At 56.3% G+C, this 23006-nt stretch carries 22 protein-coding genes and 1 pseudogene; 14 read left to right on the forward strand and 9 right to left on the reverse strand.

Features of this window, described 5'->3' with window-relative positions:
* Positions 1 to 46 precede the first annotated feature (46 nt).
* Positions 47 to 214: a hypothetical protein gene (locus KGA81_RS00355; RefSeq protein WP_223544092.1), complete on the forward strand. Its 168-nt coding sequence runs from the start codon at positions 47 to 49 to the stop codon at positions 212 to 214.
* A 79-nt stretch (positions 215 to 293) separates the two neighbouring features.
* Here KGA81_RS00355 and KGA81_RS00360 read toward each other — a convergent pair whose 3' ends face one another.
* Entirely contained in the window at positions 294 to 1043 is a 750-nt protein-coding gene (locus tag KGA81_RS00360) for a TerC family protein (protein WP_223544093.1), read from the reverse strand.
* Between the two features lie 29 nt (positions 1044 to 1072).
* On the reverse strand, positions 1073 to 1315 hold the full coding sequence (locus KGA81_RS00365) for a hypothetical protein (protein ID WP_150715918.1): 243 nt from the start codon (positions 1313 to 1315) through the stop codon (positions 1073 to 1075).
* A 218-nt stretch (positions 1316 to 1533) separates the two neighbouring features.
* Here KGA81_RS00365 and nhaR point away from each other — a divergent pair, with 218 nt between their 5' ends.
* Positions 1534 to 2433, forward strand: a complete 900-nt coding sequence (gene nhaR / locus KGA81_RS00370) for a transcriptional activator NhaR (RefSeq protein WP_223544094.1) — start codon at positions 1534 to 1536, stop codon at positions 2431 to 2433.
* Here the strand turns inward: nhaR and KGA81_RS00375 are convergent.
* Entirely contained in the window at positions 2420 to 3580 is a 1161-nt protein-coding gene (locus tag KGA81_RS00375; protein WP_223544095.1) for an MFS transporter, read from the reverse strand. The two genes, nhaR and KGA81_RS00375, sit on opposite strands and share 14 nt — an antisense overlap.
* Positions 3581 to 3872: 292 nt before the next feature.
* Between KGA81_RS00375 and sstT the strand changes: the two genes are divergently transcribed.
* Positions 3873 to 5105, forward strand: coding sequence for a serine/threonine transporter SstT (sstT, locus tag KGA81_RS00380; RefSeq protein ID WP_223544096.1), 1233 nt, complete (start codon positions 3873 to 3875; stop codon positions 5103 to 5105).
* Between the two features lie 72 nt (positions 5106 to 5177).
* On the opposite strand, the gene KGA81_RS00385 is transcribed toward sstT, so the two are convergent.
* The 5 genes and pseudogenes from KGA81_RS00385 to KGA81_RS00405 form a co-directional block, all read right to left on the reverse strand.
* Complete coding sequence (locus KGA81_RS00385; RefSeq protein ID WP_108219140.1) at positions 5178 to 5687, reverse strand: DUF1993 family protein; 510 nt, start codon at positions 5685 to 5687, stop codon at positions 5178 to 5180.
* A gap of 77 nt (positions 5688 to 5764) precedes the next feature.
* Positions 5765 to 6448 (reverse strand): annotated as a pseudogene (locus KGA81_RS00390) (SDR family NAD(P)-dependent oxidoreductase); the annotation flags it as partial.
* Between the two features lie 35 nt (positions 6449 to 6483).
* The gene (locus tag KGA81_RS00395; protein WP_223544097.1) at positions 6484 to 7893 is read right to left on the reverse strand and encodes an ArnT family glycosyltransferase; all 1410 of its coding nucleotides are present in this window, start codon (positions 7891 to 7893) and stop codon (positions 6484 to 6486) included.
* Positions 7894 to 7896: 3 nt separating this feature from the next.
* Positions 7897 to 8175, reverse strand: coding sequence for a lipid-A-disaccharide synthase N-terminal domain-containing protein (locus KGA81_RS00400; RefSeq protein WP_223544098.1), 279 nt, complete (start codon positions 8173 to 8175; stop codon positions 7897 to 7899).
* Positions 8172 to 8912 carry a glycosyltransferase family 2 protein gene (locus KGA81_RS00405; RefSeq protein ID WP_223544099.1) on the reverse strand — a complete coding sequence of 247 codons (741 nt, stop codon included), beginning with the start codon at positions 8910 to 8912 and terminating at the stop codon, positions 8172 to 8174. The genes KGA81_RS00400 and KGA81_RS00405 overlap by 4 nt, the downstream gene beginning before the upstream one ends.
* Positions 8913 to 9217: 305 nt before the next feature.
* Here KGA81_RS00405 and KGA81_RS00410 point away from each other — a divergent pair, with 305 nt between their 5' ends.
* Complete coding sequence (locus KGA81_RS00410) at positions 9218 to 9862, forward strand: YceH family protein (RefSeq protein WP_223544100.1); 645 nt, start codon at positions 9218 to 9220, stop codon at positions 9860 to 9862.
* Positions 9863 to 10129: 267 nt separating this feature from the next.
* On the opposite strand, the gene KGA81_RS00415 is transcribed toward KGA81_RS00410, so the two are convergent.
* Complete coding sequence (locus KGA81_RS00415; RefSeq protein WP_223544101.1) at positions 10130 to 10948, reverse strand: shikimate 5-dehydrogenase; 819 nt, start codon at positions 10946 to 10948, stop codon at positions 10130 to 10132.
* A gap of 246 nt (positions 10949 to 11194) precedes the next feature.
* Between KGA81_RS00415 and KGA81_RS00420 the strand changes: the two genes are divergently transcribed.
* The 10 genes from KGA81_RS00420 to KGA81_RS00465 all read left to right on the forward strand — a co-directional run bounded on the left by KGA81_RS00420 (position 11195) and on the right by KGA81_RS00465 (position 22693).
* Positions 11195 to 11560 (forward strand): hypothetical protein, encoded by a 366-nt coding sequence (locus KGA81_RS00420; protein ID WP_223544102.1) that lies wholly within the window; start codon positions 11195 to 11197, stop codon positions 11558 to 11560.
* A gap of 234 nt (positions 11561 to 11794) precedes the next feature.
* Positions 11795 to 11989 carry a hypothetical protein gene (locus tag KGA81_RS00425; RefSeq protein ID WP_223544103.1) on the forward strand — a complete coding sequence of 65 codons (195 nt, stop codon included), beginning with the start codon at positions 11795 to 11797 and terminating at the stop codon, positions 11987 to 11989.
* A gap of 115 nt (positions 11990 to 12104) precedes the next feature.
* Positions 12105 to 12296: a hypothetical protein gene (locus KGA81_RS00430; RefSeq protein ID WP_108219147.1), complete on the forward strand. Its 192-nt coding sequence runs from the start codon at positions 12105 to 12107 to the stop codon at positions 12294 to 12296.
* A 147-nt stretch (positions 12297 to 12443) separates the two neighbouring features.
* Positions 12444 to 13769 carry a tRNA 5-hydroxyuridine modification protein YegQ gene (gene yegQ / locus KGA81_RS00435; RefSeq protein WP_223544104.1) on the forward strand — a complete coding sequence of 442 codons (1326 nt, stop codon included), beginning with the start codon at positions 12444 to 12446 and terminating at the stop codon, positions 13767 to 13769.
* 155 nt (positions 13770 to 13924) lie between these two features.
* Positions 13925 to 14716: a CPBP family intramembrane glutamic endopeptidase gene (locus tag KGA81_RS00440; protein ID WP_223544105.1), complete on the forward strand. Its 792-nt coding sequence runs from the start codon at positions 13925 to 13927 to the stop codon at positions 14714 to 14716.
* A 377-nt stretch (positions 14717 to 15093) separates the two neighbouring features.
* Positions 15094 to 15888, forward strand: coding sequence for an ABC transporter permease (locus KGA81_RS00445; protein ID WP_223544106.1), 795 nt, complete (start codon positions 15094 to 15096; stop codon positions 15886 to 15888).
* Between the two features lie 13 nt (positions 15889 to 15901).
* Positions 15902 to 16555 carry an ABC transporter ATP-binding protein gene (locus KGA81_RS00450; protein WP_108219151.1) on the forward strand — a complete coding sequence of 218 codons (654 nt, stop codon included), beginning with the start codon at positions 15902 to 15904 and terminating at the stop codon, positions 16553 to 16555.
* A 47-nt stretch (positions 16556 to 16602) separates the two neighbouring features.
* On the forward strand, positions 16603 to 17709 hold the full coding sequence (locus KGA81_RS00455; protein ID WP_223544107.1) for an ABC transporter permease: 1107 nt from the start codon (positions 16603 to 16605) through the stop codon (positions 17707 to 17709).
* A gap of 40 nt (positions 17710 to 17749) precedes the next feature.
* Positions 17750 to 18820, forward strand: a complete 1071-nt coding sequence (locus tag KGA81_RS00460; protein ID WP_223544365.1) for a polysaccharide biosynthesis/export family protein — start codon at positions 17750 to 17752, stop codon at positions 18818 to 18820.
* 186 nt (positions 18821 to 19006) lie between these two features.
* Complete coding sequence (locus KGA81_RS00465) at positions 19007 to 22693, forward strand: hypothetical protein (RefSeq protein ID WP_223544108.1); 3687 nt, start codon at positions 19007 to 19009, stop codon at positions 22691 to 22693.
* Positions 22694 to 23006 lie beyond the last annotated feature (313 nt).

Genomic DNA, 23006 nt, shown 5'->3' on the forward strand with positions numbered 1-23006 from the left:
GACAGCGAAACGCATGTGCCCACAGAAGGGCAAGGAGGAGGCATAGATGAGCCTGACCATGATCATTGCGATGTTGATCGGCGGTTGGCTGGCGGTAGCCGCCGCCATGCTGTGGGGCGTGCTGCGTATTACTCGCCGCCACCATCACCCTGTTCAGCCCGTACCTGCGCCGCAAGCCGACGAGACACCGAGCCAGCACGCCAACGCTCACTGACAAACACCATTACCCGATACCAACAAAAACGGCCACCTGCACTCCATGGAGTCCAGGCGGCCGTTTCTTTTAGCGGCGGTCAGACTTCAGTGGCTACCCGCTTCTGCCTGGCCCGGCGGGACATCATGTTCAACGCCTCGATCGAAGCCGAGAATGCCATGGCCGCATAGACGTAACCTTTCGGTACGTGGGCGCCGAAGCCTTCGGCGATCAGCGTCATGCCGATCATGATCAGGAAGCCCAGGGCCAGCATCACCACCGTCGGGTTGTCGTTGATGAATTTGGCCAGCGGATCAGCCGCCAGCAACATCACCAGTACCGACACCACCACCGCGATGACCATGATCGGCAGATGCTCGGTCATGCCGACAGCGGTAATGATGCTGTCGATGGAGAACACCATGTCCAGCATCAGGATCTGACCGATCGCGGCAGCGAAGCCCAGGGTCACGGTCGAGGTCGCCGACTTCGGGTCTTCCGGTGCCGGGTCCATGCTGTGATGGATTTCGGTGGTCGCCTTCCACAACAGGAACAGGCCACCGGCAATCAGGATCATGTCTTTCCAGGAAAACGCGTGGCCGAGAATCTCGATCACCGGATTGGTCAACTGGACAATGAACGCGATGGTGCTCAGCAAGCCCAGACGCAGGATCAGCGCCATGCCGATACCGATGCGCCGAGCCCGCTGTCGATTGTGCAAGGGCAGCTTGTTGGTCAGGATCGAGATGAAGATCAGGTTATCGATGCCGAGCACGATCTCCATCACGATCAGGGTGGCGAGCGCGACCCAGGCGGTGGGGCTGGCGGCAAGTTGTAAAAGGTAGTCCATGGGTCAGTCCTGACTCGTTGTAATACGGTTTAGATTTCCTGGGAGGAAGATTCGGTTTTTTCCGATTCTTTTTCCGATGATTCTTTTTTGCTGATCAACCCGCCGGTGGCATCGCTGAGCGCCTGTTCGGCGGCCTTGTGGGTATCGTCAATCGCCTGTTTGGCGCTTTCAGCAGCCTTGCCCATCAACTGTTGCGCGCTTTTCTCGGCCTGATCGCAACCGGCCAGTACCAGTAAAGACGTGATCAGCAGTGCCGTGGCTTTAAGCTTCATGATGCTTTCCTCGATAGAACGAACGGGACCTGAACGATGGCCCGTTGATAGCGATGCATTCTAGGGAAGCGAACACTTCAGGAAAATTCGTATTTTCGCCATGTATACTTCGGTTTTTACGAACATAGGAGCTGCCGAAGGCTGCGATCTTTTGATGTTGCTTAAAAAACAAGATCAAAAGATCGCAGCCTTCGGCAGCTCCTACGGGGAACTCGGAAATGCTCAACTATCGGCAATTGCATTACTTCTGGGTGGTGGCCAAGACCGGCAGCATCGTGCGCGCCTGCGAGCAACTGAACCTCACGCCACAAACCATCAGCGGGCAGATTTCATTGCTGGAACAGACCTTTGGCATCGAGTTGTTTCGGCGCGTCGGACGGCAACTCGAACTGACCGAAGCCGGCCGCCAAGCCCTGCCCTACGCCGAACAAATGTTCCAGCTCGGCGGCGAACTGGAGCTGATGCTGCGGGCACAACCCAATGAGCAGCAGATTCTGTTTCGTGTCGGCGTGGCCGACGTGGTGCCCAAATCCATCGTCTATCGCCTGATCGCACCGACCATGGAATTGAGTGAACCGCTGCGCATCACGTGCCGTGAAGACAAGCTCGAACGTTTGTTGGCCGACCTGGCGATCCAGCGCCTGGACCTGGTGATTTCCGACAGCCCGATGCCGTCGCACCTGGACATCAAAGGCTACAGCCAGAAACTCGGGGAGTGCGGGATCAGCTTCTTCGCCACCCCTGAACTGGCGGCGCGTTATGGGCACGACTTCCCGCGCAATCTGCACAGTGCACCGCTGTTGATTCCCGGCCCGGAAACTGTGGTGCGCAGCCGTTTGCAACGCTGGTTCGCCGAGCAGCAGATCCAGCCAAAAATTGTCGGTGAGTTCGACGACAGCGCCCTGATGCAGGCCTTCGGCCAATCCGGCAGCGGGATCTTCATCGGTCCGAGCGTGATTGCCGATGAAGTGCAACGCCAATACGGCGTGGAGGTGATCGGCCAGACCGACGCAGTGAGCGAGTCGTTCTACGCCATCTCAGTGGAGCGCAAGGTCAGGCACCCCGGCATTGTCGCCATTACCGAAGGTGCCCGACGCGAGCTGTTTACAGCGCTGTAACCATTTCGCGCGGCTTGAAGGTCATCAGCGCTATCGCCAGCAGGATCGAGGCGAGGATAAAAGCCGCCGCGGCGAAGCCAAGGCCTTGCAGCCCAACGCTGTCAATCACCCGACCACCGATCATCGCACCCAGGCCGATACCGAGGTTGGCCCCGGCGATGTTCAGCGACGCGGCAAACGCTGGCGCTTCGGGCGCCGCTTTTATCAGGCGCACATGGCTGACCAGGAACAACGCCGCCTGGGTCACGCCCCAGATGCCCATCGCCGCTGCCAGACCGAGCGGCGAATGGATGTTCGGCACCAGCGCCACCAGGCCGGCAATCATGAAGGCACAGAACATCATCGACGCCATCAGCGGATGACGATCCACCGCCCGGCCACCCAGGGAGTTGCCGATCAGCCCGACCGCGCCGAAGCCCATCAGGCACCAGCCGACCACGGTGCCGTTGAAGCCGGCCAAGCGCTCAAGGATGTCCGCCAGATAGGTGTACGCGGTAAACATGCCGCTGAACACAATCACTGACAGCAGCACGTGACCGAGCATCAGCGGGCTGCGCAGGATCTTGAACTGCGACAGGAAGCTCACCTGATGCTGATGCAGGTTGGTTTTCGGCAAGTAGATAAACAGCAGCAACGCCTTGGCAAAGGCGATGACCGCCAGAATCGCAAAGGCACTGCGCCAACCGAATGCATCGCAAATCAGCGTGCCCACCGGAATGCCGAACACCGTCGCGCAAACGATACCGAAACCGATCTTGGCGATGGCACGACCTGCGTAATCCGGCCCGACGATGTCCACCGCCGTCTCGCTGGCCAAGGCCCAGAACACCGGCAGCCCCAGCGCCGGGATCAAACGGGCAAACGCCATCACCCAGATATTCGGCGCCAGTGCCGCCAGCGTGTTGGCCAGGCCAAACATGATCAACACCGAGATAAACAGCTTGCGCCGTTCGAAGCGGGCGAAGTACGCCGTCAGAAACGGCCCGAACGCGGCCACGGTGAAGGCGAACAAGGTCACCAGCAAACCCGCTTGCGGGATGCTGACGTCCAGATCCCGGGCGATGGCCGGCAACAGGCCAACGATGATGAATTCCGTGGTCAGCACCGTGAAACCGGCGGCAGACAACAGAAGAATGGGCAACAGCATGCAGAACTCCAGAAAAAACGACGACACCAGTGATAGCCCGAAGGCCCACTGGCAGAGATGAAAATGAGGATGGCGAATCTTAACAGAAGTGTTTGCGCGCGCGGTTGCACGAACCTGCCGATCTCGTTGAATGCCAGGGTGGCAGTTCGTCACAGGTCTGAAGGATCCAGCCTGCGCTGTGATAAAGTCCGCGCCCCGTGTTCCCCTCTCGGTTTCCCGCCTGCGGCCTGCCCTGTTTGTTGCCGCAAACCTGCGAAACCATGCACTTATAAAAAATCAGAGATGCCGCTTTATGACTGCTTCATCCCCTTCTCTCTTGCAACGCCTGAAACGCTTGAGCCTGGTCACACAGATCGTGATCGGCCTGATCGCCGGTATTGCCCTGGCCCTGTTTGCCCCTGACGTGGCGAAGTCCACGGCGTTCATCGGCAAAGTGTTTGTCTCGGCACTGAAAGCCGTCGCGCCGATTCTGGTGTTCGTGCTGGTCATGGCGTCGATTGCCAACCATAAACACGGTCAGGAAACCCACATCCGGCCGATTCTGTTCCTGTATCTGCTGGGCACTTTCGCCGCCGCCGTGGTGGCTGTGGTTGCCAGCATGACGTTCCCGTCGAGCCTGGTGCTGTCGACCCAGGACGTCGCGGTCACAGCGCCGGGCGGGATTGGCGAAGTGTTGCAAAGCCTGTTGCTGAGCGTGGTCGATAATCCGGTCAGCGCTCTGATGAACGCCAATTTCATCGGCATTCTGGCCTGGGCCATCGGTATGGGCATCGCCATTCGCCATGCTGGCAACACCACCCGTGAAGTGCTGGGCGACCTGTCCAACGGCGTGACCGTGATCGTGCGGGTGGTGATTCGCTTCGCCCCGCTGGGCATCTTCGGCCTGGTGGCCTCGACCCTGGCCACCTCCGGCTTCGGCGCCCTGATCGGCTACGCGCACCTGCTGGCTGTGCTGCTGGGCTGCATGCTGTTCGTAGCGTTGGTGATGAACCCGCTCATCGTGTTCTGGAAACTGCGTCGTAACCCGTACCCGCTGGTGCTGACCTGCCTGCGCGAGAGCGGCATCACGGCGTTCTTCACCCGTAGCTCGGCGGCGAACATTCCGGTCAACCTGGAGCTGAGCAAGCGTCTGGGCCTGCACGAAGACACCTACTCGGTATCGATCCCGCTGGGCGCGACCATCAACATGGCCGGCGCGGCGATCACCATCACCGTGCTGAGCCTGGCGGCCGTGCACACCCTCGGCATCACGGTAGACATTCCGACCGCGATTCTGCTGAGTGTCGTCGCAGCGATCTGCGCCTGCGGTGCATCGGGTGTGGCCGGTGGTTCGCTGTTGCTGATTCCGCTGGCGTGCAGCCTGTTCGGCATCCCGAGCGAAATCGCCATGCAGGTGGTGGCGGTCGGTTTCATCATCGGTGTGTTGCAGGATTCCGCGGAAACCGCGCTGAACTCGTCCACCGATGTGCTGTTCACCGCGGCGGCTTGCCTGGGTGAAGAGGCAAAAGCAGAACGATTGGCGTAAAGATCTTTTGATTCACCAATGAAAAGCCCGCCAAGGCGCAATCCTTGGCGGGCTTTTTTGTACCTGGACGGTTTAGAACGCGCCCATGTAGTCGCGCTTGCCCACTTCCACACCGTTGTGGCGCAGCAGTGCGTAAGCGGTGGTGACGTGGAAGAAGAACTGCGGCAGGCCGTAGGTCAGCAGGTAAGCCTGGCCGGTGAAGCGCTTCTCTTTAGGCGTGCCCGGGCGGGTGACGATCTCGATGCCTTCCTTGCCGTTGATCTGCTCCGGCGTGAACTCGCCGATGTAGGCCAGAACCTTGGCGATCAGTGCTTGCAGCTCAGCGAAGGTGGTTTCAGTGTCGTCGTACTTCGGCAGTTCGACTTCGGCCAGACGCGAAGAAATGCCTTTGGCGAAATCAACGGCGATCTGCACCTGACGCACCAGCGGGAACATGTCCGGGAACAGGCGCGCTTGCAGGAACGCATTCGGGTCGATGTTTTTTTCGGTGGCGTGGGCTTCGGCCTTTTTCAGCACGCCGCTGAGGGCGTTGAGCATTTGCTGGAGAACCGGGATGGAAGCGTCGTACAGGGAAATGGTCATGGCAGGTCTCGTGTGGTGACTGAAGGGAAACGTCGGCCGATTATAGCCGCCTGCCGCCCTCCCGAGACCGTACTTTTTCAGCTGCCGTAAACCTTCGCCGCCGGAACGGCCTGAGCCACCAGCTGTGCGACGGCATCACCCATCTCGCCGACCGCCCAGCGACCTTGGCGATCCAGTTCCGGACCACGGCGCCAGCCGTCGGCGATCGACAACTTGCCGCCCTCTACCTCGAACATCTGCCCGGTCACCTCGGCAGAAGCCTCGGAACCGAGCCACACCACCAGCGGCGCGACGTTTTCCGGGGAAAAGTAATCGAAGCCCTCCTCCGGCTTTTTCATGGTGTCGGCGAACACTTGCTCGGTCATCCCGGTGCGCGCGGCCGGCGCCAGGGCGTTGGCGGTGATCCCGTAGCGGCGTAGTTCAGCGGCCTGTACCAGCGTCAGCGAAGCAATGCCGCCCTTGGCCGCCGCATAGTTGGATTGACCAATGGAGCCCTGCAACCCGGCGCCGGAACTGGTGTTGATAATCCGCGCATCGACCCTGGCGCCACCCTTGACCTGCTCACGCCAGTACTTCACGGCGTGGCTGGAAATGCAGAAGTGGCCCTTCAGGTGCACAGCCACCACGGCGTCCCAGTCGGCTTCACTGAGGCTGGCGAACATGCGGTCGCGGCAGATGCCGGCGTTGTTGACCACCACGTTCAGGTCGCCGAAGGTTTCGATGGCCTGACGCACGATCTGCCCTGCCGAATCGTAGCGGGTATTGTGCAGCGCTGACTGCTCAGCCGTGAAGCCGATCAGCGGCAGTCTCCACCCATGCGCACCAGCAGCGCCGCACGGTCGGGTTTGAGGTACGGGTTGATTTCACCGACCTGGCATGACGCCAGGTTCTGCAGTTCCGGTGCGAGGGGTTCTTGCACAAACAGCAGCCCCGCCGGGCGGGACTCCGATTGCAACTGCGCCACCGTCAGTGGCGCCACCGGCCGGCCCATGTAATAGACCAGGCGGATATCCGGCTCACCGAGGGTATAAGCCTTCTGCCCCGGTTGCCCGTTGGCCAGCGTGGCAACCTGCTCAAGACCACCGACCCGATGCGACAACACCCGTGCTTCGACGAACATGTAGAACACCACGAACCCGGCCAGCATCACGTAGGGCACAACAGCCAGGACCGTGCGCCAGCGCCCTTTCAGGTCATCGAGCAACGCCGACCAGTGCATCGCCAGCAGCAACGCCATCGACGGGTAAACCGGCAACAGGTATTTACCGTGTTTTTCAGTAAACAAGGAAAAAACCAGCAGCGGCAGCAGACTGCAAATCAGCAACATGCCCGCCTCACGGCGCGAGCGGATCATTGCCCAGAACTTGCGCGGCTGCACGAATGCGATCAGCCAGAACGGGAAGAAGTCACCGGCCAGGTACAACAGATACGCGTACCAGGCCTCGGCGCCTTGTCCGTCGATCTTCTTCACGATGTCTTCGCTGATGATCGAGGCCCAGATCCCCCAGCCCTGACTCACCGACACCGCCACGTACCAGGAACTGCCCAGCACCACGGCAATCAGCCAGCCCCAACCGTCGCACAGATAAGCCTTGGCCCGGGCATCGCGGTAGATCAAGGCATAGGCCAGGATCGGTGCCGTCACCCACAACAGGCAAACCGGTCCTTTGGTCAGCAGCGCGCAACCCAGCAGTACGTAGCTGAGCCGACTCCACAAGACCCGGCCTTGCAGGAAGATGAACTGCCAGGCGGCCAGCAGCGCGCCGAAGCACAGCAGGGTCAACAGCATCTCGATTTCCGAGCGCCGTGCAAACAGGCTGAAGGCACCGTTCGCGGCCAGGAACACCACGGCGAACAAACCGACCTGCCGCCCTGCCTGCCGGACGCCGTATAGATAGGTGCCCACACAGCACAAGGCGGCGGCCAGTGCCGAAGGCAAACGCACGCTCCACTCGGACAAGCTGCCCAGCACCGCCGTCGACACCAGGCCGGCCCAATAGAAAAACGGCGGTTTGGACAAGTACAAATCGCCGTTCATGTAAGGCAGCAGCCAACTGCCTGCCTCGCGCATTTCGCGCACGGTTACGGCACGGCGGGCCTCGTTGACACTGAGGAATGGCACGCTGCCCAACCCCCAGAAAAACAGCAACGCAATCGCGATAGTCACGAGCAACGTAATATTTCGGGTCGATAACGATCCGCGCATAACCTACTCCTTCAGGTGTTTGCTTTTTTTGATCAATTGCAGGTTGCGAAAGTAGACGAGGGAGCCAAACGCCTGCCCGGCGATGAACACCGGGTCTTCACGGTAAATGGCATAGGCGAGCAACAAGGTGCTGCCAACGATGCTCAGGTACCAGAAGCTCACGGGGATTACGCTGCGTTTCTTGTACTCGCTGTACAGCCACTGCAGGACGAACCGCCCGGTAAAGGCGATCTGGCCGGCAAAACCGACGATCAGCCACAAGGCTTCGCGGGTGAGATTCATCCTTCAATCTCCTGGGCAATGGTGTTCAACCGCGTACGCTTGATCAGCCACCAGACACCGAACAGATCAAGAATGCCCACCAGGGCACGGTCGAGGTTGCCGTATTTCGACACCCCGGCCGTACGCGGCCGGTGGTTGACCGGGTGCACGATCATGCGCCCGTTATGCCGCTGGATCAGCGCCGGAATGTAGCGATGCATGTGGTCGAAGTACGGCAGGCGCAAGAACGCCGCGCGCTCGATCAGCTTCAGGCCGCAACCGGTGTCCGGGGTGGCGTCCTTGAGCAGGCGGCGGCGCAGGTTGTTGGCGAACCGCGAGGCGTAGCGCTTGCTCGCCGTATCACGGCGGTTGACCCGGTGCCCGGCGACCAGTTGCACATCGACCTGGCCCGGTTCGCCGCGCACCAGCGCCAGCATGCCGGGAATGTCCGCCGGGTCGTTCTGGCCGTCGCCATCGAGGGTCGTCAGCCATTGGCCGCGGGCCTCCTGCGCGGCGTGGTACAGCGAAGTGCTCTGCCCCAGCGAGCGCTCGTGATGCAGGATGCGCAAAGTGTTCAAGCCGTCGTGGCGCATCTGCCGCAGTTCCTGCAGGGTCGAATCGGTGCTGCCATCGTCGACGACGATGATTTCGTACGATTCAGCGGCCAACGCGACGCGGATTTCCTCAAGCAATGGCTTGAGGTTGTTCGCTTCGTTCTTGGCGGGGATCAGTACGGATACAAAAATGTCCTGGCTCATGGAGTCACTCTCGCCTTTATTGGATTTCTTTTATCAGAGGCGAATGAAGGTGTTGTACACCGGCCGACTCGATGCAGGGTTCAGTTTTTTTGGGCGATGACGCCAACAATATCCCGCCCTGTGGACGCACTCGCGCGCGACCCCGCATACGGTGCCCGGCCGATTGTAAAAATGGCGTTAATAATTCATACACTTTTTGTAATCATTCCCTTGATGACGCAACGAATTCGGTTGCCATTGGCGCCGGCCCATCTAAAGTGCATCCACGCGAGTGAAAAACATGAATCGGGTAAGGATGCAGAACCATGAGCACTGAGCAAGAAACGACTTTAGACGAGCCGCGACTCGACAGTACGGAAATCCGTATTCTGGGCTCGTTGATCGAGAAGCAGGCCACCAGCCCGGAAACCTATCCCCTGACCCTCAATGCCCTGGTGATTGCCTGCAACCAGAAAACCAGCCGCGAGCCGGTGATGAACCTCACACCAGGCCAGGTCGGCCATAGCCTGCGCGTCCTCGAAGGACGCGGTTTCACCAGACTGGTGATGGGCAGCCGCGCCGATCGCTGGGAGCACCGGGTCGACAAGGCCCTGGAACTGGTGCCGGCGCAGGTCATCCTGACCGGGCTGATGTTTCTGCGCGGCCCGCAGACCGTCAATGAACTGCTGACCCGAAGCGGCCGCATGCATGAATTCGAGGATGCCGAACAGGTGGTGCATCAGCTCGAACGCCTGATTGCCCGGGGCCTGGCCGTACTGATTCCGCGTCAGGCCGGCCAGCGTGAAGACCGCTATACCCACGCTCTGGGCGACCCGGCGGATATCGAGGCGATCATGGCGGCACGGCAAAACCCGGCCGAGCGTGGCAGCAGCGGGGTTTCAGTGGAACGTATCGAAGAACTGGAAGCACGCATCGCCGCACTGGAAGAACGACTGGCCCGCCTCGAGTAAACGCAGCCCCCGCATTTGCTGTCTGGCCCGAAACCCGCAATCACCGTCAACCCCGTGTAGGAGCTGGCTTGCCAGCGAAAGCGATCTGTCAGGCAACATCAATGTTGAATGGGCCGGCCTCTTCGCTGGCAAGCCAGCTCCTACAGTTTGATTGGTGTCTGGCACAAATCCCGCGATAACCCTCAATCCCTTGTAGGAGCTGGCTTGCCAGCGAAGGCGATCTATCAGGCAACATCGATGTTGAATGGGCCGCCCTCTTCGCATCGCCTAGCTGCGGGCAAACGCCACGGCCTTCTGGAATTGCTCGTCCGTGGGCCGTACGCCGGTATAGAGAACAAATTGCTCCAGTGCCTGGATCGCGATCACTTCCAGGCCGGTGATGACCCGCTTACCTGCGGCACGAGCACGCACGATCAACGGTGTTTCCGAGGGGATCGCCACCACATCGAAAACAGTTTCCGCTTTTTCGATCACGTCTGCCTCAAAGGCCAGTTGATCGGCCTCCGGCCCTCCCGTCATGCCGATCGGGGTGACGTTGACCAGCATCTGCGGGCGACGCTTGCCCAGCTCTGCCTGCCACTCATACCCCAGCGACTGCGCCAGCGCCTGGCCGGCGCGCTCGTTGCGGGCCACGATCAGACCGTTTTCATAGCCGCCATCGCGCAAGGCGCTCGCCACGGCCTTGGCCATGCCCCCGCTGCCGCGCAGGACAAAGGTCGAGTCCCTGGGCACCTGATGTTTCTCCAGCAACTGGGCCACGGCGATGTAATCGGTGTTATAGGCCTTGAGATGACCGTCGGTGTTGACGATGGTGTTGATCGATTGAATGGCGGCGGCCGAGACGTCGAGTTCATCCACCAGGGCAATGCAGGCTTCCTTGAACGGCATCGACACGCCACACCCGCGAATCCGCAGGGCGCGAATGCCCGCAACGGCACCCGGCAGGTCCTGGCTGGCAAAGGCCTTATAATAAAAATTCAGGCCCAGCTGTTCATACAGATGATTATGAAAACGCAGACCAAAGTTCCCGGGGCGCCCTGAAAGGGACATGCACAACTGGGTATCTTTGTTGGGGTTCATCTGCATGGGAATGCTCCTTCAAATGCACTTTTCGGATGGACGGGATTAGCCCTCCATCGGGTTCTGATCGATCATATAAGCGTGATTACAAGGGCTTACACCGATCGGTAAGAAAGTCGGTACAGACCTTACACAAAATTTACTCAACAGCCGTGCAGTTTTTCAGAAATACGCTGTCTTAGAAGTATCCCCGCGACAATCCTTGGGTCTATTGCAGACACAAGCGCCGGGCTGAAGAACCGAGGAACTATCATGATCCGTAAAGTCCCCACAGTTGCCTTGCTGATCGGCGCCCTCGCTATTACAGGACAGGCGCAAGCCCATGGTGGTGGTAATTACTGGCAAGGTCCGGCGGTGTTTGGTGCGATTGTCGGTACTGCCATTGTCGGCTCGGCCCTGATCAACGCCAACCGCCCGGTCTATGTCGCACCGCAACCGGTCTACTACCAGCCCGCGCCGGTTTATTACGCACCACCGCCTCCGGTTTACTACCAGCCGGCCCCGGTCTACGTGCAGCAACCGATCTACTACCGCCCGGCTCCGGTGTACTACGGACCACCCCGTGGTTACTACGGCCCGCCTCGCGGCTACTACGGCCATCACTACGGCCGCTGGTAACGGACTCATCAGGCCCCGCTGAAACAGCGGGGTTTTTTTTATCCCTTTTATCGGTGCTGGTCTGGATAAATCTCGCCAAGGTCGCTATCGGGACAATGCCCGTGGTGCAAACGGGCAATATGGACTCGACCCGTTTTCTGCCGTGCGGCAAAAACGGTCATATTTTTGTCATGACAGTTCCGCAAGCTCGGTGCTGTCCGTCGATAACAGGTTGATAACAACAAGGACGACCACATGCCAACGCAAAACCCGCACCGCATCGTCGGACTGTGCACCTCCGGCAAGGTCTACAACGCACTGACCGAACTCAAGCACCTGGAAGGCCATCGCAGCGCCAAGTTTCTCTCGCTGCTGACGCAAAGCCTGGTGCGCAAGGGCCTGCTCAATGAGCAGGAAGTGGTTCATATGCTCGATCAGGTGGTCAGCTGACCGACCGACGGTCGTTTGCCCCCGCTGGCATCAATGACCACTATCGAAAGCGTTGATTACCCCTCAAGGCACCCGGACCTTAAAGTAACTCCACAGATTGATGGAGGTACTTTTCATGTCCAAGGTTCAGATCATGTCCGTTATCGGCAGCGCGGTTCCCCCACAGCTCAGAGAGCTGGGCATGCTCGCCTGCTGGTATCTGGTGCAGGACGGCGTGCAGATCAGCGGCCCGCTCACTTCGCTGCCCGCCGCCCGGGAGCTGTCGCAACGCATCGGCACCGGCCAGTCCGGCAGGCTCAGCGCCTGAAGCAACTGTGTGAAAAGGCTGGCGATGAGGTTTAGTCCGCCACGGCTCGCGCGAATGCCACTGGTTTTTTGATCCGGCATAGATCCAGGTCAATAAACCCTCGGTACAGGAGGTTTACCCTGCGCGGCTTTTGCGACCGACACCGCCATGAACCTCACCGCGCCAGAACTGCTCGCCCCCGCCGGCACCCTGAAAAACATGCGTTACGCCTTCGCCTACGGCGCCGATGCCGTGTACGCCGGCCAACCGCGCTACAGCCTGCGGGTGCGCAACAACGAATTCGACCACGCCAACCTGGCTCTCGGCATTCGTGAGGCCCAGGCTCAGGGCAAGCGTTTTTACGTAGTGGTGAACATCGCGCCGCACAACGCCAAGCTCAGGACTTTTCTCAAGGACCTTGAGCCGGTGATCGCCATGGCCCCGGATGCGCTGATCATGTCCGACCCCGGCCTGATCATGCTGGTGCGCCGGCACTACCCGCAGATGCCTATCCACCTTTCGGTGCAGGCCAATACGGTGAACTGGGCGAGTGTCGAGTTCTGGCAGCAGCAGGGCCTGAGCCGGATCATCCTGTCCCGGGAGCTGTCGCTGGAAGAAATCGCCGAGATCCGCGAGCAAGTGCCAGCCATGGAGCTGGAAGTGTTCGTGCACGGCGCGTTGTGCATGGCCTATTCCGGGCGCTGCCTGCTGTCGGGCTACATGAACAGGCGCGATGCCAATCAGGGCAGTTGCACCAATGCCTGTCGCTGGAAATATTCAGCGCAACCGGCCACCGAAAACCAGCTCGGCGAGATCGTCCAGACGTTCGATCCCGAACCGACCCTGGGCATCGGCGCGCCTACCGACCAGGTGTTCCTGTTGCAGGAAGCCAATCGTCCGGGCGAACAGATGCCCGCCTTCGAAGACGAGCACGGCACTTACATCATGAACGCCAAGGACCTGCGCGCCGTGCAGCACGTCGAACGCCTGACGCACATGGGCGTGCACTCGCTGAAAATCGAAGGCCGGACCAAATCGCACTTTTATTGCGCGCGCACCACCCAGGTCTATCGCCGCGCCATCGATGACGCCGTGGCGGGCCGGGTCTTCGACCGCGACTTGATGACCGACCTGGAATCCCTCGCCCAGCGCGGCTACACCGAAGGGTTTCTGCGCCGGCATGTGCATGACGAGTACCAGAACTACCAGAACGGCAGCTCGGTGTCGGAACGCCAGCAGTTTGTCGGTGAACTGACAGGCCAGCGCCAGGATCGACTGGCCGAGGTCAAGGTGAAGAACCGCTTCGGCCTGGGCGATCACATGGAACTGATGACGCCCAGGGGCAACTTCCACTTCGATCTGCATCAGTTGCAAAACGCTAAAGGTGAAGCGATCGACGTCGCGCCGGGCGATGGGCATACGGTGTATTTGCCGATACCGGATGCGGTGGATCTGGAGTTTGGGTTGTTGATGCGGGATGTGGGTGTGAACTGATCTTCAAATACACACATCCCCCTGTAGGAGCGAGCTTGCTCGCGATTGCGGTCTACCAGTTAACATTGCTGTGACTGACCGACCGCTATCGCGAGCAAGCTCGCTCCCACAAGGGATCGAGTCACCTTGCAAAACTTCATGCACAAGGACTCGACATGCTTGCCCTGCCATGGATCAACCTGGCCCTCCTCTCCCTCGGCTACAGCCTGGCGCTGACCTACGGCCATCTCGGTTGGCTCTCTGCAATCTCGGTGTTCTTGTTACTGGTCGCCGGTGCCGCAGTCCGCCAACGCGAAATCCCTTTTGTCCGCTACCTCGGCCACGGCCTGTTCATCGTCCTGGCCTTGGCATTGGCAACGCATTGGCTACCCGGTTTCTACAACGGTCGCGGCATCGCCCCCCAGCGTTTTACCGATAATGCCGTGCCATTTTCCATGTACCTGAATCAGGACAAACCCCTGATTGGCTTCTGGCTATTACTGGTCTGCCCGTGGATTGTCGGCCGGCGTTCGTTGCGCCTTTCCATCTATGCCACCGCTATGGCGCTACCCCTGAGCGCCGTACTGGCCCTGGGTGGCGCGCTCTTGCTGGGTGTCATCAGTTGGGCACCGAAATGGCCCGACCACGCATGGTTGTGGGTGCTGAATAATCTGCTGCTGGTGACGCTGGTGGAGGAAGCGCTGTTTCGCGGCTACATCCAGGGCAGTCTGAGCCGGTGCTTCAAAGACCTGCCCTACGGCGAAAACCTGGCGCTTGTGCTGGCATCGCTATTGTTCGGCCTGGCGCATGTCGGCGCAGGCTGGCAATGGGTGTTGCTGGCGAGCCTGGCGGGGGTCGGTTATGGCCTGGCCTACCGTTTCGGCGGGTTGGGTGCAGCCATTGCCACCCACTTCGGTTTGAATCTGCTGCACTTCGGATTGTTCACTTATCCGATGCTGGCCGGGTAGCTGGCCATCGACCGAAAACACTCACCGGACCAGGTGCCATCACCTGCTTCGAGCGCTGATTTTCGCACCTGCAATCATCCCCCCGATAACGGCGCATCGGATGTTATAAATCATTCAAATGCCGACGCGATTCTGGCGCCACCATTGACAATATCCAATAAATACTGAGCAAAACCGTTTTTTTTGCGCCTGAGCAGTCCGCGCCTACGGTTATCTTTCGTCAGGCTATGATGGGGAACCAATCGCCTTGACTACTGTCTTGCGCTGCGATTAACCTCCCGCCCCACGAATGGAAGCGAATCGTCCTACACGACGACGTCCTCTGAAAATGAATTCCAACAACGCGTTTAGCGCGCCGTTGTGCCGTGCGGTAAATCATGCTGAAGCCTCGCTCCCCCCTCCAAATCAAAAAATCGGTCATTTTTGCCCTGGTGCTGCGTGAAGCGCGCTCGCGTTTTGGTGACCGGCGCATGGGGGCGAGCTGGACACTGATCGAGCCGATTGTCCACCTGTTGATTCTGAGCGTAGCGTTCACCCTGATTCGCGGCAGCACCGTCGCCGGCATCGATTTCCCGGTGTTTGTCCTGGTCGGACTTGCACCGTTCCTGCTGTTTCGCAACACCGCTTTGCGCTTGATGAACAGCCCAAAGGAAAACCGCTCACTGTTTGCCTATAAACAGATCAAGCCGCTGGACACCTACATCGCCCGGGTTCTGGTGGAGTTCAGCATTTCGGCGAGCGCATACGCCATCCTGGTCTTCGGCTTTGCCTGGTACGGCTTCGACATGTCCATCAAGTCCCCCATCGAGTGGATACTGACCATCCTTCTGGGCGTCCTGTTCTCCTTTGGCCTGGGCATGCTGCTGTCGTTGATTGCCCACGCCATGCCCAGCAGCGTGCTGTTTCTGCGGATGATGTTCTTCCCGCTGTACTTCCTTTCGGGCGTGCTGATTCCCGCCGCCTACCTGCCACACGCCATGCTGCCAGTGCTGCTGCTCAATCCATTCCTGCACCTGCTGGAACTGATCCGCGCCGAAATCTTCCCGCACTACGTTCCGGTCGATGGCATTTCGGCCCACTACGTCATCGCGGTCACCCTGGTCTTGCTGTTCGTCTCCCTGGGCACCTACCGGGTTCGTCGACTGCATTTGATCTCTACCAAGAACGGCTAACCGCAGGCTTCCCGTGTTCGAGCTCAGAAATATCACCAAGTCTTATCTGACCCCAAAAGGTCGCCGGCATGTGTTCCGCGACCTGTCACTGCAGATTCCGCCGGGCAAAAACATCGGCCTGATCGGTCGTAATGGCTCGGGCAAATCGACCCTGATGCGCCTGTTGGGCGGTGCCGACGTACCGGACTCCGGCACGGTGGTCACCAACAAGAGCATTTCCTGGCCGGTCGGTTTGTCCGGCGGCCTCCACGGCACCATGACCGGGCGCGAAAACATCAAGTTCGTCAGCCGGGTATACGGCGCGGAAGGCGACGCCATGCGCCAGAAAGTCAGCTACGTCGAAGACTTCGCGGAAATCGGCAGCTGGATCGACGAGCCGGTCAAGACCTACTCCTCCGGCATGCGCTCGCGCCTGGCCTTCGGCCTGAGCATGGCCTTCGACTTCGACTACTACCTGATCGACGAAGTGATGTCGGTAGGTGACGCGCACTTCAAGCGCAAGTGCGCGGACGTGTTCGAAACTCGCCTGCAGAAATCCAAGGTGGTGCTGGTATCCCACAGCATGCCCGAAATCAAAAAGCTCTGTGACGTCGTGCTGCTGGTGCGCGATGGCGGGGTGCAGATCTATGACGATGTCGATGAAGGCATCAAGGCCTACAACACCTGATCGCCTGACCGTGGCGTGACAGTTTCATTTCAAGGATGCGTGAGCATATGAGCAGTACGGGTAAATTCAAGGGCTGGCGCCTGACACTGGGGCTGATCGTGCTGCCGATGATACTGGCCGCCGTTTACTACAGCCTTTTCGCCGTGGATCGCTATGTCAGCTCCGCGCAAGTGGTTGTACGCCAGGACGGCAACAACCCGGCGGCGCAGATGCCTGGCCTGAGCATGCTGCTCAGCGGTACCAACCCGGCTTCCCGCGAAGAAACCCTTTACCTGCGCGAATACATTGTGTCGATGGACATGATGCAACTGCTGGAAGATCGCCTGCACTGGGTCGAGCAATACAGCAAGCAACGCAGCGACCCGTTCTTCTGGCTGGCCACCGACACCGAACGCGAAGACCTGCTCGAGTACTACCAGCGCATGGTCTCGGCTCATTACGACGAAACCACCGGCCTGCTGAAAGTTGAAGTACAAGCCTTCAGCCCGGAACTGGCCGAACAAATGGTCAAGACCATTCTGGAAGCCAGCGAACACTTCGTGAACGAAGTCTCCCACAGCATCGCCCGCGAGCAGATGCGCTTCGCCCAGGGTGAGCTGGAAGGCGCGAAAAAGAACTACACCAAACGCAAGGAAGAGCTGCTGAGCTTCCAGAACCGCAACAAGGTACTGGACGGTAAAAGCTCGGCTCAAGGCCGTGCAAGCATCATCGACACCCTCGAAGGCGAGCACTCCAAAGAGCGCGCAGTACTCACGCAAATGAGCTACAAGCTTCGCCCGGACTCACCTCAGGTCAAGCAACAGCAGCAACGCGTCAGCGCCATTCGTGAACAACTTGCTGCCGAGAAACGCTTGTTGGTTTCCGCTCCCGATGGAGACCAATTGAACGTCGTCGCTTCGCGCTTCCAGCAATTGACCCTGGACGCCGGCATCGCCGAAGAAACCTACAAGACCGCCGTTGCCGCACTGGACAACGCCCGTATCGAAGCCAGCAAAAAGATTCGCACCCTGGTCACCGTGGTCAGCCCGAACACCCCGCAAATGGCCCTGTATCCGGAGCGCTGGTACAACCTGGCAACCATCTTCCTGGCCCTGCTTCTGCTCTACGGCATTACCCGCTTCCTAATTGCATCGATCGAGGATCATCGTGATTAAATCCATTTCTGGCCTGCCCCTTCGCCCCCTGAACTTGAGCATGCGAAACAGCGCTGTTGCGGGTTTGATGCTGGTGACTTTGACGCTGGCAGGGTGCAGCGGCACCCTGTCCGGTGCTGGTCCGTATAAGGGTGACATCGAAAGCAAAAGCCAAAACTCTGCTTATGACTTGGTGGACATCAACGCCAATACCATCGCCCCCTATATGCGTGGCACCGTACGACCTGTGCAATCGAGCGTTGCCAAACCCGTTGCCACCTCGGCCCGGCTAATGTCAGGCGATACCCTGAGTGTGCTGATCACCGATAACGCACCGGAAGGCTCGGCAGTGTTTGCACCACTGTCCACCGGTGGCACTCAACTCAAAACTCGCATCGACGACCAAGGCATGATCTCCCTGCCCTACGTCGGTCGTCAGTTTGTTGCCGGCATGACCCTAAACCAGGTTGAGGACATGATCCGCAAACAACTGAAAGGCGTTACCACCGATGTTCAGACACACGTCGAACTGGTTGGAGATCTGTCGGGCTCAGTACTGGTAGCCGGCGCAGTCAAATCCCCCGGCCGCTTCAGCACCTTACAAGGTCCACTGACCTTGCTTGATGCCGTCAACCAAGCCGGCGGCCCCGTGCTGGAACCCCATCTGGTAAACGTCACCGTACGCACCGGCAGTCAGGTTCAGCAGTTCAACTATGAGGATGTGCTGGCCGGTAACAACATAGTGCTGCGACCGAATTCGGAAGTGGTTTTAGATCGTGCTCGTCAACGTTTTGTTGCCATGGGTGCTGTCGGCGATCCTGGCCTGAAGGATCTGCCAGCACAAAACACGAGCTTGTTGGATGCACTGGGTAGTGTCGGCGGATTGAGAGAGGCCAACGCCAATCCGGAAGGTGTATTTGTATTCCGTATGGGTGAAGGGGCTAACCCGAAACCAACAGTACTACGCCTAGATATGCGTGATCCGGCAGCGATCTTTTTTGCCCGCCAAATCATGATTAAGCCGGACGACACCATCTACGTAACCAATGCAGCAGTCTATGAGTGGCAAAAGGTTATTTCGCCCATCGTACAAACTATGTTGTTAGGTAATGCCACGGGAGCTTATAAGTAAGCGCTTGAATGACAGGCAAGAGATCTCACTGCTCTTGCCTACTAATATCGTTAGTATCCCGTTGGCACTAACAACGAAATCGTAAAGCATGATGCTACAAGCCATGCCCTACATACCGAGTGTCGCCTAGCCAGAAAATGCTCGACACCACCACGTCTACGGACAGACACACTTCCAGGATGAAAGATGCGCTTCCAGAAAGCTTTATTTATGTCAAATTTTGGTGTCGATATGGGATTGCCCGAGTTCCGGGTTGGCTCGTATGCGACATATCTCTTGCCATTCAGCAAGGTTTTTGAAAAAGCCACTGGAGGCGAAAGCAAATTTCTATTGGGTTCTCATACCCTTGACCTCCTTAACCGAAAAAGCAAGATCACCGAAATCAATGCAAAAAACAGCTTTATTGTAAAGGGGAACGAATATGCCAGTCTGTTTGGACTGGGGGATGACTTTCTTCTTGAGAGCTACAACGACAGCTATGAAGAAAAAGAAGAACAATACACAACTTACTTTAAAAGTTTGTTCGGCGACTGGCAACCAGATGTAGTTTTTTGCTGGGAGTTCCCGACAACCTTCTTTAGAAGATTATTCCCGCAGGCATTGGTACTGGATATCATGCCAGGGGCATATATGCGACCACCGTATCCAAAAACCATCAGTGTAGATCCGGTTGGCCTGTATGCAAGTTCCTTCCTCAAGAACTACGATGAGTCCCAAGATTTTAGCGTACTTGATGACACTAGCGAATTCCTGAAAATCCGCGATCTGTACAGCCATTATTTCAATCATGATACAGACGTAAAAGATGTAATTTTGGACCTGGTTGATCCGAGCCGAAAATTTGAGAAGTACTGGTTAGTGCCGATGCAAATTTCGGGCTATTTTGGATTTTATGAAAACTGCAAATACAAAGATCAATTTGAATTCCTGACTGACGTATTGGAGAAAGCGCCGAAAAATGTTGGCGTAATTGCTACCCAGTATATCGGCAGTCTTGTATCTGAAAAAACACTAAACAACCGTAACCTTGGATACATTCGCGGCCTGTACCAAAACTTTTTGTACAGTACTGAATTTGAAAAACTGGACAACATCTCCCAGTACATCGCACCATGGGCAGATAGCGTAATAACTGTTTCCAGCACACTTGGATTCCAGGCACTGCTACATGACAAAAAACTAATATCCCCTTCAACATCGCATCTATCTTATCTCTCTTCAGACTACGAAGAAAGTTCGCATACACCAAACGAAGACCTGATCGCCTCACTGTTTTGCCGTCAGAACATACTTATCGAAAAGCTGTTGAATGACACAAATTATTTCAAATCTATTTTGACAGGTTTGGATGAGCGAAAAAGTGATTCCGCAATAGATGTATTATCTGCCCTTCCAAAGCCGACGAATCTTTACAAAGACTATCTAGCGCTTTCTCCATTCAGCGCCGCGGATAACCAGATCAAAAAAATGGGTGGCATTATAAGCAGCAAGAAAAATTCGCTTCGCAGCTTGCTTGATCGCATCGAAAAACACGAAATTGTATCATTCGACATCTTCGACACTCTTCTCAGAAGAACCGTATTCAAACCCGAAGACGTATTTTTGTTAATCCAAAAAAAACTGGAAACAGAACACAAAAACTTACTACCCCCAGTGTTTGTCAAACGATTCCCTGAGCTTAGAATCGGATTCGAAAGACAACTTCGAAAAGAATATGACCAACTACACAACATTACAGATGTGTACGCAGAAAAAAACGAAGAATTCTATACCGCAGAAGTATATCAGCGCATGCTGTCATCCTTCGGACTAAACGCCGAAATATCTCAGCAACTACTTGATATTGAGCAAGAGACCGAGCATTCAGTTCTTGAAGCGCGCTCGCTTGGCAAAGTACTATATGATTTTGCCATTGCCAAAGAGAAACGCGTACTGCTCATTTCTGACTTTACCCACAATGAACTATTTGTGAGCAAAGCACTTCAGCAATGTGGGTATACTGGATACGAAAAGTTATATGTCTCTTCTGAAGTAGGCTTGAAGAAACACTCAGGAAACTTATTTAAATACGTCATTGAAGATCTTGAAATCAAGCCAGAATCAATTCTTCACATAGGTGATAACTCTAATGGTGATTTCCTACGTGCCATCAACAACTCAATATTCCCAACAAAGATACTTGCAACCAGAGAACGCGTAAATCACGTTTTCAAAAATCGCGGTTTGGATCTTTCGGTATTCGATCAAAGCTTTTATTTGCGTACAGCCGCCAACCTGTACGCAGAAGAATACTATGACGCTCTGTTGGTAGCAGGTGACAAACCTGTAGAAAGCGCAAAAGAGAGACGTGACCTGTTCTCCACTCCAAGTGAGTTTGGCTTCTTGGCATTAGCCCCGGTTATCTATGAGTTCACTAAGTGGACACTGGATAACGCAATAGAGCAAAACTGTAAAAAAGTCCTATTTTTTGCTCGCGACTGCTTCCTGCCTTACGAAATCGCCAAAAAACTTGTTGCTGGCGTTGAGAAATATCGTGACCTCCAACCGATTTATCTTGCTGTGTCCAGAAAAGCACTGACATGCTTAAACCTGCATCAACCTGATGATTGCTTCAAAGTCCGCCTGGATGACTTCTCCCGTCACAAGACACTGGCCGATCTATTAAATAGCCGATTTAGAATCGACCCGACCCGAGTAAGTGATATACATCTCAACAAGTGGAATATTGATAGCGTTCAAACTCTGATCAAAGATACTACTCTGGGTGCGATCTATGGGCTCGTACATGAACACCTCAAGAACGACTGGCAGGCTTGGAATGACATCAATGGTGTATCCAAAGTAGCCTTCAGAACGTATCTTGAAGAAAATGGAGCGCACGAATCAGATGATGTGGTAGCTGTAGACTTCGGATACAAAGGGTCGGCTCACTCTGTGGTATCCGAGTACTTCTCAAAAAAATTCATCCCTCTATTTTTCATGACATACAATGGCGAGATGGGTAATGATCCGTACCCAGATGCTAAAGCATATCTCTTCAACAACATGAACGTCAGACATAAAGCGTGTACACCGATTATTTCTCACAACTTAATTATTGAGACACTGATAAACGAACCTCTGGGTAGTCTCAGCGCTTATACTTTGGTTGACGGAAAAGTCTTGTTGGAGCGCGAAGAGTTCGAAAGCGACGCACATACAATAAAAATCAGAGCAATTCACAATGGCGTGCTTAACTTCAGCGAACTATGGATTCAGAAAATAGAAAAGCTCAAAGCACCTATTCAATTGGAAAGTAACTCTGCCACTTACTTGCTTACCGCATTTCTCTCGCGCCCAGGAAACTTTGACCTTGAAATTTTGAGAGGACTCATTTTTGACAATGCGTTCGCGGGCGCGAACAACACTTATATCCTTTCTCCACGCGGAGCGAACGACAGCGATATCTGGAAAGAAGGTTTGGCACTTGTTAAGAAAAACGCAAAACCTGCAAGTACTATTTCTACAGCGGCCACTAATGTCAAGAACATCACAACAGCATTAGTTAAAGCAGCTTCTCCTGCCGACAATTCAATAAAAAACAACAAATCAAGCATGGCGCAAGGGAAGCCAATGGAAGCACTGAACTACACCGCTCAAAAAAGCTACAAGTCGGTAAAATCTTTGCATCGAACGCAATTCCTGCATGCGCTTTCCTCGATAGCTTTCCCAGACAAGCAATGCGTTATCGATAACTGTTTAATCAACCTTGTCCCAACGAAAGGTAAAAACCATGTTGCTATCAAATTCCTGAAAGAGAACGGTGGTATCTGGAGCTCAAAACTATCGCTAAAAGACAAGCTCTATCTATCAGCCACAAACTTGAAAGGATAATAGTGAGCACGGTATGCGCAGTAAAAACTGCGCATACCTCTATCGTTCAAATGTTTCATTTTCTATGGATCGCGTACCAGACCGACTCGGGAATCCCTCCCCGCCCAAGACTGGAAACGCAACCTAAGATCTGTTTTCGATAGATGCAATGCGCTCAGGCACCACCTGAACCGGATCCAATTTTTAGCAAAAAATCGGTTCCCCAGCGGCCCTCCCTCCGTTGTATACCTGAGTGCCTCCCCAGTTTACAGGTCATCGAACTGATTACTCGCCTAGACATCGACTCGACTGTTTTCGGTAATTTATGCTTTCA

Source organism: Pseudomonas sp. A-B-19, from assembly GCF_019947515.1.
Classification (GTDB): Bacteria; Pseudomonadota; Gammaproteobacteria; order Pseudomonadales; family Pseudomonadaceae; genus Aquipseudomonas.

Bases quoted from the DNA above. Each gene is read 5' to 3' on its own strand.
- KGA81_RS00355 (WP_223544092.1), top strand. From the start codon at position 47: ATGAGCCTGACCATGATCATTGCGATGTTGATCGGCGGTTGGCTGGCG.
- KGA81_RS00360 (WP_223544093.1), bottom strand. From the start codon at position 1,043: ATGGACTACCTTTTACAACTTGCCGCCAGCCCCACCGCCTGGGTCGCG.
- KGA81_RS00365 (WP_150715918.1), bottom strand. From the start codon at position 1,315: ATGAAGCTTAAAGCCACGGCACTGCTGATCACGTCTTTACTGGTACTG.
- nhaR (WP_223544094.1), top strand. From the start codon at position 1,534: ATGCTCAACTATCGGCAATTGCATTACTTCTGGGTGGTGGCCAAGACC.
- KGA81_RS00375 (WP_223544095.1), bottom strand. From the start codon at position 3,580: ATGCTGTTGCCCATTCTTCTGTTGTCTGCCGCCGGTTTCACGGTGCTG.
- sstT (WP_223544096.1), top strand. From the start codon at position 3,873: ATGACTGCTTCATCCCCTTCTCTCTTGCAACGCCTGAAACGCTTGAGC.
- KGA81_RS00385 (WP_108219140.1), bottom strand. From the start codon at position 5,687: ATGACCATTTCCCTGTACGACGCTTCCATCCCGGTTCTCCAGCAAATG.
- KGA81_RS00395 (WP_223544097.1), bottom strand. From the start codon at position 7,893: ATGCGCGGATCGTTATCGACCCGAAATATTACGTTGCTCGTGACTATC.
- KGA81_RS00400 (WP_223544098.1), bottom strand. From the start codon at position 8,175: ATGAATCTCACCCGCGAAGCCTTGTGGCTGATCGTCGGTTTTGCCGGC.
- KGA81_RS00405 (WP_223544099.1), bottom strand. From the start codon at position 8,912: ATGAGCCAGGACATTTTTGTATCCGTACTGATCCCCGCCAAGAACGAA.
- KGA81_RS00410 (WP_223544100.1), top strand. From the start codon at position 9,218: ATGAGCACTGAGCAAGAAACGACTTTAGACGAGCCGCGACTCGACAGT.
- KGA81_RS00415 (WP_223544101.1), bottom strand. From the start codon at position 10,948: ATGCAGATGAACCCCAACAAAGATACCCAGTTGTGCATGTCCCTTTCA.
- KGA81_RS00420 (WP_223544102.1), top strand. From the start codon at position 11,195: ATGATCCGTAAAGTCCCCACAGTTGCCTTGCTGATCGGCGCCCTCGCT.
- KGA81_RS00425 (WP_223544103.1), top strand. From the start codon at position 11,795: ATGCCAACGCAAAACCCGCACCGCATCGTCGGACTGTGCACCTCCGGC.
- KGA81_RS00430 (WP_108219147.1), top strand. From the start codon at position 12,105: ATGTCCAAGGTTCAGATCATGTCCGTTATCGGCAGCGCGGTTCCCCCA.
- yegQ (WP_223544104.1), top strand. From the start codon at position 12,444: ATGAACCTCACCGCGCCAGAACTGCTCGCCCCCGCCGGCACCCTGAAA.
- KGA81_RS00440 (WP_223544105.1), top strand. From the start codon at position 13,925: ATGCTTGCCCTGCCATGGATCAACCTGGCCCTCCTCTCCCTCGGCTAC.
- KGA81_RS00445 (WP_223544106.1), top strand. From the start codon at position 15,094: ATGCTGAAGCCTCGCTCCCCCCTCCAAATCAAAAAATCGGTCATTTTT.
- KGA81_RS00455 (WP_223544107.1), top strand. From the start codon at position 16,603: ATGAGCAGTACGGGTAAATTCAAGGGCTGGCGCCTGACACTGGGGCTG.
- KGA81_RS00460 (WP_223544365.1), top strand. From the start codon at position 17,750: ATGCGAAACAGCGCTGTTGCGGGTTTGATGCTGGTGACTTTGACGCTG.
- KGA81_RS00465 (WP_223544108.1), top strand. From the start codon at position 19,007: ATGCGCTTCCAGAAAGCTTTATTTATGTCAAATTTTGGTGTCGATATG.